The sequence below is a fragment of the Rossellomorea sp. NRS-1567 genome (assembly GCF_050467885.1).
In the GTDB taxonomy this organism is placed as follows: domain Bacteria; phylum Bacillota; class Bacilli; order Bacillales; family Bacillaceae_B; genus Rossellomorea; species Rossellomorea aquimaris_C.
This window is the reverse complement of record NZ_JBITPL010000007.1, coordinates 188,615-198,033: the sequence shown is the minus strand read 5'-3', so window position 1 is coordinate 198,033 and position 9,419 is coordinate 188,615. Positions and strand designations below refer to the sequence as shown.

The window sequence follows — 9,419 nt, the reverse complement described above, 5'->3', positions numbered from 1 at the left end:
ACTCAAGCTAACCATGTGACCACTTATTCTTTGAACTGGTAACCAGTTTAAAGAATAAGTGGCCAGCAAGCGAGAGCGCGGTAGAAAAATAAAAAACTAAGCAATCTTAAGAAATATGAAGATGGTGTCCAAACTTAGGGGGTTGGACCGATATGATCCGGTTTCCGTGACTTATGATCCGCTTTGGGGATTTATGACCCGGTTTCAGCACTTTATGATCCGGATTTTTGAGTTATGACCCCTAAGTTCCAACTTATGATCCTTTTATCGAAAAATCGTGAGGGTTTTACTGAATCAGAAGAAAGGGAAACTTTCTTTAGCTTATTGTGAGAGGGGTTCAAGCTATCATTCCTAAAAATTAGTAGGATTAAAACTTTTTGAAATTTAGACTAGTATAAGTTGGAAGAAAATACAAAATAAGGTAGAATAAGAACATACGTTTCGTTCGGAACTTGATAGGAGGGAATAATGATGACTCACACAAAATATAAAACAGTATGGAATCTCGACAGCCTCTTCAAAGGTGGAAGCACATCACCTGAATTACATAATCATATGAAACAGACTGAAGACAGAATTTCCGATCTGGAAGAAACTATGCGAGAGGTGACGCTGGAGTCGGATCAACTGGTCGATGTACTTGATCGACTTAGGGACATAAAGATGTCGATATCACAAGCAAGATCCTACGCCATCTGTCTTCTTTCAGAAAATCCGAAAGACCAGGGAGCACAATTCTACAGAGGGGAAACCACGGTTCTTCAATCAAAATATGATTCTATTACCAGTATCCTGAAAAAGAAATTAGCCCATACGGAGGAATCGGAGTGGAAGAGCCTGCTTGCATCAGAGGAGCTGAAGGAGTATCGATTCATCCTCCAGGAGTGGCGGGAAGAAGCGGACAGGCAGCCTTCCCAGGAAGTGTCGGACCTTATGGCAGACGGGTACCACGCCTGGGGGCAGTTCTATCAATCGTACATGAGCAGCATTAAGGTCCAGGTGAAGGGTCAGGATTTCTCTGTTGGGCAGGCCATCAATCTGCGTTCACACCACGATGCTTCGGTTAGGAAAGAATCTCATGAGGCGCTGGTGGAAAAGTGGACCGAGCATGAGGGGCAGTTTGCGCAAATCCTGAATCATCTGGCCGGTTTCCGGTTGAATATGTATAAGAGCGTGGGAATCGAGGACGTCCTCCATGTTCCTCTTGCCCAAAACCGGATGAAGGAAGAAACGCTTAATGCGATGTTTTCGGTGATGGAGAGATATAAAGAACCGTTTGCCCAATACTTGAATGTGAAGGCAGAAATGAACGCCGATGCCAAAATGAAGTCCTATCACTTTTGGTCCCCAATGAATCACCACCACCAAGGAATCGAATACGGAGAAGCCGCCGCGTTGATCGAGGAACAATTTCGTACGTTCGGGCCGGAAATGGGGCTGTTCGTGGAGAAGGCTTTCCGTGAAGGTTGGGTCGAAGCGGAAGACCGTCCTGGTAAGTCTGCGGTTCCCATATGCGCAGGGTTTCCGTTAACAGGTGAGTCCAGGGTGTTCCTCACGTTTCCCGGCACCTTCAAAGGGGTGTTGACCCTTGTGCATGAGTTGGGTCATGCCTTTCATAACCATGCGATGAAATCGGTGAACGGGATGAACAAGTCCTACCCTATGAGCCTGGCCGAAACGGCATCGACCTTCGCAGAGATGATCGTACTGGAATCGGCCATGGAGAAAGCGGAGACGGACGAAGAAAAGCTGTTCCTCCTCGATGAGAAATTAAAGCGCAGCGTCATGAACTTTATGAACCTCCATGCAAGATTTATCTTTGAAAAGAATTTTCACGAAGAACGGAAAAAGGGGTTTGTCCCCGCAGCACGCTTGAACGAACTGATGGGGGCTGCCATGGAAGAGGGCTATGCCGGATCCCTAGATGAGATTCCGGTTCATTCATGGGTATGGACGCCCCATTTTTATAAAACAGAATCTCCTTTCTATAACTTTCCTTACACCTTTGGGTATTTACTCTCACTGAATCTCTTCGCCAGGGCGAAGGAAACGGGGAAACAATTTGAGGATCATTATATGGACCTCTTGCGGGATTCAGGGAGCATGTCGGCTGAAGAGCTTGTCATGAAGCATTTGGGGGAAGATATTACGGAGGAAGACTTTTGGGAAAAAGGGATGAGGCTATGTGTAGAGGATAGCGAGAAATTTGTGAGATTGTCAGCTTCCCGATGAAAAAGATACAATGGCTAATTGCCCTTCCTTCTATTCTATTATTATGTGTTTCTTTGTTTTTCGATCTCGATTACTTACTCTATCTATCCCTGGCCGGATTCTTACTGGCAATGGTCATCAAGCAATTCAGGATGCGGCATCGGATGTATGAACTGGGGCATCCAGACCGGGATCTTGATCAGCATGAGAATGGGGACGAGAGTGATTCAGAAATCGATGTCAGCGGGGATGATTGAGGATAGCTGATAAATAAGGAGAGAATTCATGGACAAGATTTTACATAACATAGCCAATCAATTAAACAAGCAGGATGGAAAAATGGTCATCGGCATTTCAGGCCACGGTGCTTCCGGTAAAACTACGTTTTCCAAAAAGCTTTTGACGCTTCTGGAAGGAAAAGGGGTCAATTACATCAACACCGATCCCTATATCGTCAATTCCGACGTCAGAAAACACACCTCCATCCAATATGAATACAACAATGAAATCCATCAATCCAAAATGACCGCCTGCCACCCTGCTGCCCACCATCTATTTTCCCTCGACCGGGACGTCAAGATGGTGAGGGAGGGAATGGATTTCTACACACTGGACGTCCCCTATGAGCGGAGTCAGCTCATCTCATCCCGAAATAATCTGACGATTGTAGAAGGGATGTCTGTTGCATTCAGCAATCCCGATCTATACGACCTAAAGATTTACTTTTATACGGATGGTGAGACGGAGCTCATGAGAAGGGGAATCCGCGATGTTTCCGAAAGAGGGATGGATGTCGAGTATTTACGAAAAACCCACGACGAGCGAAGAATTCAATATGAGGTCTTTATGCATCCGAAGCATAAGAATTTTGATGTGGTGGTGAGGAATTCGGATGAGGGGTATTGGGTGGAAAAGGACATAGAGTAGGTGCATTTCTAATTATGTTTTTTATAACATGACATATAAACTGCTGGAGGTAAAAAGGTGAAAAGACCTTTAGGTGTATCAATCATTAGTTACTTTTATATTTTTGGTAGCATCGTATTATTGTTTACCGCTATTTTTTATCAGGCTGGTGCTGACACCATTGGCATGTCGGAACGATTTGGAGTATCCGTCGTACCTGAACGAACCATGAGAGTAATAGTGGCATTCTTTTCTCTGTTGATGGCTTATGGGTACATGAGGTTGAAAAAATGGGGTTTTTGGTTATTGATCACGTACTCGGTACTATTTGGATTCATCAGTTTCATATTATTAACGAATGAACCTCAACAACCCTTTATAGGGAATTTTGTTTTTTCAATCATCGTCTTGATTTATACGATTTATGTGAAAGAGGCATTTTTCAAGACTGCTCCGACAAATCAGTCTATTTAAGACAGGGGAGATACTATGAAAGATAAGAAAGGCACTAACATACTGATCTTCGTCGGTTGGTTATCTGTGATTTTTGCCGTCGTTACTCCCTCTATCCTTCTAGGGTTCATTGCATTTTGCATGGGCCTGGTCTTAAAGAAAGACTACGAAGAAAAACGGTACGGAATAGTTTTCATGATTTTGGGAATCATGAGCGGAATATCCGGTTATGCGATAGGCCCACTACTGATCTGGTACATAGAAAAAGCGCTTTAAGGGAGTTTATCAACAGAAGATAAGCTTCAGTTGCAGGTGGAGTGAAAGTATTACAATTCGACATTGACTGAAAATTGAAACTTTTACAAAGGTCCATTCGTAAATGTAAGTAATACGAGGGGGAATATATATGAAGAAATACATAACACGAACATCATTAGTGACAGCCGCGATATTTGCTATTGGTATTTGGATCGGGAGCCTTCTGTTCTCTTTTTCTTACGGGGAATGGAGCTTTTTCATCGGTCTTGGACTAACAGTGGGCCTTTTCTTTTTCAACAGTAGCGGTGGTGCGTTATCGAAAGGGGCTACCCTGGAAGCAAGTGAGGCAGGGTGGAAGATTCAGAAGGACAATGAGCTGAAAGCGAATGTAGGTTCAGTGTTTTATGGAGCGGTTTTATTTACGTTGATCAGTTTGATTTTCATGATCGTTACGTATTTTTAATGATAGGTCAAAGGGTTTCAAGATTATAGCTAATAGGATGTTCTTAACTAGTTGATTGAGTAGGAAAACCGAATGAACCAGTTTAAATAAAGGGTGGGGAACTGCCTCAATGCTGTATTAATAGAAGGACAAAGGTGCTAGTCAGCATCTTTGTCCTTTTCTAATTTCTAAGAAAAATAAAATTTTTTATAAATAAGTGATCCATATCAAAATACGCTACGTTATCTTACCAGAATACAAAAACAAGAAGAAAAAGGAGAGTTCAAAAAATGAAAAAAACAAAGATACTTAAGAAAATCGCAGCACCGATGTTAGGATTATCTCTATTAGCTCCAACGGTAAGTTTCGCGGCAGAAACGCCGACAGCGGTGACGCCGGCTTCCGACCTTCGTTCCACACTGGATCAATTACTATCTGAACATTATGTATTAGCGGTTAACGCCATGGTGAAGGATTATAAAGATGCACCGGATGAGAAACAGGCATATGAAGCACTCAATCAAAATGCACTGGATATGACACCGGCAATCGAATCGATTTACGGTAAAGAAGGCGCTCAGAAATTCGAGGAGATTTTTGCCGGACATAATGATTACTCTCCGGATTTCGTAGAAGCGGCACAATCCGATGATGCGGAAATGAGAAAAGCTGCGGAAGCCGAAGTGAAAGAATTCGTCAATGAATTCTCTGCATTCCTTGCAACAGCAACAGAAGGAAATCTTCCAGAAGAGGCAGCCAAAGAAGTACTGGCAGCACATGAGCAGGATGTCATCGAAACATTTGACAGCTATGTAGAAGAAGATTATAAAGCGTATCAAACGAACTTCAAAGAAGGGTACGACAGAATGTTTGATATCTCTAAAGCATTATCCGGAGCGATCGTAACGCAGATGCCGGATAAATTCGATAACACAAAAGTAGACGCACCGGCAGCGGAATTACGCTCTACTTTAAATAATCTGGCAGCAGAGCATTTCGCTTTAGCGGCAATGAGTATGCAAAAGGGTGTAAGTGAAGCTCCTGATTATGATACGGCGACTTGGGCTGAAGATATGAACACCGAAGCCTGGACGAAAGCCATCGGATCCATTTATGGTGAAGAAGGAGCGGCACAATTCAAGAAGGTATGGACGAGTGAGCACATCAATGCACAGGCAGACCTTGTAAGTGCGACATTAGCAGGTGACGAAGAAGCAGTGAAGGCAGCGAAAGACAGCCTGGGTATGTTCACTGAAGAATTCGGTACATTCCTTGCGACAGCAACAGAAGGAAATCTTCCGAAAGACGCGGCCATCTCTTCACTGAAAACACATGAAGATCAAGTTGTGAAAACGTTCGACTCGTATGTAGCGGAAGATTACAAAGGAAGCATGGATAGCTTCCGTGAAGGATATGCGTTCATGTTCGGTGTAGGGAAAGCACTGGGCGACGCGATTGTGAAGCAGAACCCTGAGAAGTTCGCATCCAGTGATATGCCGGAACAAATGCCAAACACTGGTATGGGCGGTGCAGCTGATCAACAAATGCCAATGGCTGCATGGATCACATTTGTCGCAGTAGCATTAATGGCTGGTGGAATCATCATCAAGAAGAAGTTTGCTGACCAACAATAATTCAGAGAAGAGCCATGGGAAGAGCGGGAATCTGCTCTTCTCTCTTCTCTTAAGTGGAGGGAAAATGATGAAGAAACGAATACTTATCATACTGATCGCGGTCCTTATGATTGGTGTTGTCAGCTTTCAGGCAATCGCAAAGGACGGACCTGAGAAAGAAAGCCAGACAACTCAATCCGATAAGAAACAAACAGTGGAAAAAGAAAAAGCCAAAAGCGGGGTAGGTACTGCCCATAAGGAAGAAGAGTTTGTTCTTCTTGACTCTTTAAAGAAGAAAAAAACAGAGCTTGAAGAGCAGGTAAAGATTCAAGAAGAAGGAATTACGCCTTCCCGTGTCCAGATTCCGAGCATGGACATCGATACGAACATCATTCCCGTGGGACTACTTGAAAACGGGGAAATGGAAGTTCCTGAAGAAACCGATGTGGTCGGTTGGTACGACCGCGGGGTGAAGGTCGGTGCAAAGGGAAATGCCGTCCTCGCTGGACATGTCGACAGTAAGAAGGGTCCGGCGATTTTCTTCTATCTGAAGAACATCAAGGTAGGGGAGAAAATCATCGTAACGGATGAAAAGGGAATGGAACGAACCTTCGAGGTGAAATCGAAGGAAAGCTATCCGAGTGACGAAGCTCCGATCGAGAAAATCTTCGGACCCTCGGACAAACGGAACCTGAATGTCATTACGTGCACAGGTACGTTCAATCATGACGAACATCTTTATCCGGACCGGCTGGTCGTGTATACAGAGCTCATCTCTGAAACCAAAGTCAATGAGCTTGAAGCTCCTGAACCACCGACGGCAGTCGAATACGATACCGGATCCCTTTCCTGGCATTCGGTCAATGATGATACGGTGATGGGTTACAGAGTGTATAAAAAGTCCTCAGGCGCGAAAGAGTTCGAACATATCGAGAGCACTTCAGCACATGAACGGAAGAGCTTTTTTGATGGAGAGGGTGAAAAGGGAGATTCGTATTTTATTACTACGGTGAATATTGAGGGGAAGGAATCAATGCCGTCTCAGAAAGTAGCAATGAAATAAGATAAAAAAACCTCTTGGTTAAGGAGGGTTCTTTATCTTATATAGAAAAAATGGTTCATAAAACCTTCGGTGAGAAAGAACATTACCTCCAAATCACCCCCCTTTCCCGCTCTACCACCATTTCCTGAATCGTATGCCCCATCACTTCAATCCCGTCGAAAATCATATCTTCCTCAACGTGTGACACACTGAGACGGAGCTCATCATGCCTCTCCCAATCCGATAGATACATAGACACGGTGCTCTGAGCGAGAACATTCTTTTCTTTTAATCGTTCGATCAGTTGATCTGCTTTTAAATGAGAAGGCAGCCTGACTGTGGAATAGAATCCTGATGTGGGGCATGTATAGATCGCCCCCTCCGGCATGAAGGTCTGATACGCCTCGCGAAGCAATTCCCCTTTTTTTCGGTACAGCTTTCGGATCTTTTCAATATGGGCAGCGAACATCCCGTTTTTTAAATAAATTTCCAAGGCTCCCTGGGTGATGACGGGAGTGTGAACGTCCGAGGCGAATTTGGCCCGGGTAAATCCTTCAATCAGTTCTTCGGGGAGGACGGCAAGCCCCAGACGGAGACCGGGGAGGAGGGTTTTGGAAAAGCTCTTCGTATAGATGACCCTTCCGTTCGGCTGATAGGCAAACATGGGGTCCTGCTTTAAATCGGGATCCAGATCCCCCATATAATCATCCTCGACGATGTACACATCATACCGATCTGCGAGCTCGACAATTTTCTTTCTTTCTTCATTGGTATAGCTGTGGCCGGTAGGATTATGAAATCTGGAGACAGCATAGAAGAATTTAATGTCAGTATGTTTAAAAATGGTTTCGAGCCGCTCCAAGTCCAGTCCATCTCTTCCGACTTCAATACCGATGTTCCGTACAGATTGATTCTTCAATGACTCTATGAAACTCGGATGAGCAGGCTGTTCGGTGCAGATGGTCTTTTTTCCATTGGGGAATGGAAGACCGATCAGAATATGAAGGGCCTGCTGGGATCCCGTTGTGACGGCGATTCGATCCGGAGTCGTGAATACCTGTAAATCCCGTAGCTGCCGGGCAAGTTCGTGTCGGAGGGTGGAAAGGCCGAGGAGTTCGGAATAAGTGAACATATCTTCTTTGTACTGGTCGATCGCCTGGTTCATGCAGTGTTTGTAATCAAGATAGGGCATGGCATGCGTATCGGGTCCTGCTGATAAGAAGTCATAGATGGGAATGGTGCCACCACTTTGCCTCTTGAAAGGAAAGTCCCCGACAAGATAATATCCGCTTTTGCTAACCGCATAAATTTTATGGCTGAACTCCAATTCCTTGTAAGCCTTAATGACAGTGTTCAAACTGCAGGAGAACTGCTCAGCGAGGGATCTGATCGAAGGCAGGCGGCTTCCTGGCTTCAGAATTCCTGATTCGGCCAGCTCCACTATGTAACGCATAATTTCTTCAAACTTAGCAGGGGACATCAAGATCTCCTCCCAATCTGTATGGGTACAGTCTATGAAAAACGGCGTTGGGTCATTCCTTTCCTGTCAGTATACTAGAAAACAAGAACGGGAGGCATGGACGTTTGGCCTGTCTTTCTGAAAATTTTTGGGAGTTGAGTGACGTGAAAAGATTGGCTGCACTAGTACTGAGCGTTATCCTTATTGTCATGGGGGGATCCTATGCCGATGCCAAGACTAATATCCAGGCAGAAATAACGGACATGTTAAATGGGAAAGACGCGACAATCATCATAAGGGATTTGAAGACAGACAAAGAGTTCATTTATAACAAAGAGCGAAGTAAACGGAGGTACACCCCGGAATCGACCTATAAAGTGCCCCACGCGTTAATTGGATTGAAGACAGGGGCGGTCAAGGATGAGTACGAGGTCAAAAGATGGGACGGGACAGTAAGGCAATTTCCCGACTGGAACAGGGACCACACTCTCGCATCGGGCATGAGGTACTCCGTGATTTGGTACTATCAGTCCATGGCCAGGGATATCGGGGAAGAGAGAATGGAAGAAAACCTGGAGCTGATGGATTACGGGAATGAAGATATCTCAGGAGGCATCGACTCCTTCTGGCTCGACAGCAGCTTGAAAATATCGGCACGTGAACAGACGGACTTTTACGAAGATCTTGTGGAAGAGAGCCTTCCGTATGACAAACAGCAGATGAGAACCGTGAAGCGGATCATGATCAATGATGAACAGGATGACTATATCATTCACGGTAAGACCGGGACAAGGCTATCGGATTTCGGGCTCGGCTGGTACACGGGATATGTGGAAACGGACAAAGGCAACTGGGTATTTGCCGTCAACCTGGACGGGAACGGAACAGAAGCGAAGAATCTTACGGTGGAGGTTTTGAAGAAACTGCATATCATTCCGGAAAATTAATTGTGAGGGCTTATCTTCTTGGAGGATAAGCTCTTTTCTTTAATAAATCGTTCAAATTTAGCCATGGTTATAAACATGATCTATTCAG

General features: G+C 44.6%; 10 protein-coding genes. 9 read left to right on the top strand and 1 reads right to left on the bottom strand.

Features of this window, described 5'->3' with window-relative positions; genetic code table 11:
* The first annotated feature begins 471 nt into the window (after positions 1-471).
* From ACIFOD_RS05610 to ACIFOD_RS05575, 8 genes are all read left to right on the top strand, one after another.
* Positions 472-2,232 carry a M3 family oligoendopeptidase gene (locus ACIFOD_RS05610; protein ID WP_430313813.1) on the top strand — a complete coding sequence of 587 codons (1,761 nt, stop codon included), beginning with the start codon at positions 472-474 and terminating at the stop codon, positions 2,230-2,232.
* Complete coding sequence (locus ACIFOD_RS05605; protein WP_430313811.1) at positions 2,229-2,468, top strand: hypothetical protein; 240 nt, start codon at positions 2,229-2,231, stop codon at positions 2,466-2,468. The genes ACIFOD_RS05610 and ACIFOD_RS05605 overlap by 4 nt, the downstream gene beginning before the upstream one ends.
* A gap of 28 nt (positions 2,469-2,496) precedes the next feature.
* On the top strand, positions 2,497-3,138 hold the full coding sequence (locus tag ACIFOD_RS05600) for a uridine kinase family protein (RefSeq protein WP_430313810.1): 642 nt from the start codon (positions 2,497-2,499) through the stop codon (positions 3,136-3,138).
* A gap of 57 nt (positions 3,139-3,195) precedes the next feature.
* Positions 3,196-3,591 (top strand): hypothetical protein, encoded by a 396-nt coding sequence (locus ACIFOD_RS05595; protein ID WP_430313809.1) that lies wholly within the window; start codon positions 3,196-3,198, stop codon positions 3,589-3,591.
* Positions 3,592-3,606: 15 nt separating this feature from the next.
* Positions 3,607-3,846 carry a hypothetical protein gene (locus ACIFOD_RS05590; protein ID WP_430313808.1) on the top strand — a complete coding sequence of 80 codons (240 nt, stop codon included), beginning with the start codon at positions 3,607-3,609 and terminating at the stop codon, positions 3,844-3,846.
* 130 nt (positions 3,847-3,976) lie between these two features.
* Positions 3,977-4,291 carry a hypothetical protein gene (locus tag ACIFOD_RS05585; protein ID WP_430313807.1) on the top strand — a complete coding sequence of 105 codons (315 nt, stop codon included), beginning with the start codon at positions 3,977-3,979 and terminating at the stop codon, positions 4,289-4,291.
* A 269-nt stretch (positions 4,292-4,560) separates the two neighbouring features.
* Positions 4,561-5,904 (top strand): copper amine oxidase, encoded by a 1,344-nt coding sequence (locus ACIFOD_RS05580; protein WP_430313805.1) that lies wholly within the window; start codon positions 4,561-4,563, stop codon positions 5,902-5,904.
* A 67-nt stretch (positions 5,905-5,971) separates the two neighbouring features.
* Positions 5,972-6,946: a sortase domain-containing protein gene (locus ACIFOD_RS05575; protein ID WP_430313804.1), complete on the top strand. Its 975-nt coding sequence runs from the start codon at positions 5,972-5,974 to the stop codon at positions 6,944-6,946.
* An 82-nt stretch (positions 6,947-7,028) separates the two neighbouring features.
* Here ACIFOD_RS05575 and ACIFOD_RS05570 read toward each other — a convergent pair whose 3' ends face one another.
* Positions 7,029-8,405, bottom strand: a complete 1,377-nt coding sequence (locus tag ACIFOD_RS05570; RefSeq protein ID WP_430313803.1) for a PLP-dependent aminotransferase family protein — start codon at positions 8,403-8,405, stop codon at positions 7,029-7,031.
* A gap of 143 nt (positions 8,406-8,548) precedes the next feature.
* Here ACIFOD_RS05570 and blaOXA point away from each other — a divergent pair, with 143 nt between their 5' ends.
* Complete coding sequence (blaOXA, locus tag ACIFOD_RS05565) at positions 8,549-9,331, top strand: class D beta-lactamase (RefSeq protein WP_430313802.1); 783 nt, start codon at positions 8,549-8,551, stop codon at positions 9,329-9,331.
* Positions 9,332-9,419: the final 88 nt, after the last annotated feature.

Coding starts and splice junctions, on each gene's coding strand:
- ACIFOD_RS05570 (WP_430313803.1), bottom strand. CDS start 8,405: ATGTCCCCTGCTAAGTTTGAAGAAATTATGCGTTACATAGTGGAGCTG.
- ACIFOD_RS05610 (WP_430313813.1), top strand. CDS start 472: ATGACTCACACAAAATATAAAACAGTATGGAATCTCGACAGCCTCTTC.
- ACIFOD_RS05590 (WP_430313808.1), top strand. CDS start 3,607: ATGAAAGATAAGAAAGGCACTAACATACTGATCTTCGTCGGTTGGTTA.
- ACIFOD_RS05575 (WP_430313804.1), top strand. CDS start 5,972: ATGAAGAAACGAATACTTATCATACTGATCGCGGTCCTTATGATTGGT.
- ACIFOD_RS05600 (WP_430313810.1), top strand. CDS start 2,497: ATGGACAAGATTTTACATAACATAGCCAATCAATTAAACAAGCAGGAT.
- ACIFOD_RS05580 (WP_430313805.1), top strand. CDS start 4,561: ATGAAAAAAACAAAGATACTTAAGAAAATCGCAGCACCGATGTTAGGA.
- ACIFOD_RS05605 (WP_430313811.1), top strand. CDS start 2,229: ATGAAAAAGATACAATGGCTAATTGCCCTTCCTTCTATTCTATTATTA.
- ACIFOD_RS05585 (WP_430313807.1), top strand. CDS start 3,977: ATGAAGAAATACATAACACGAACATCATTAGTGACAGCCGCGATATTT.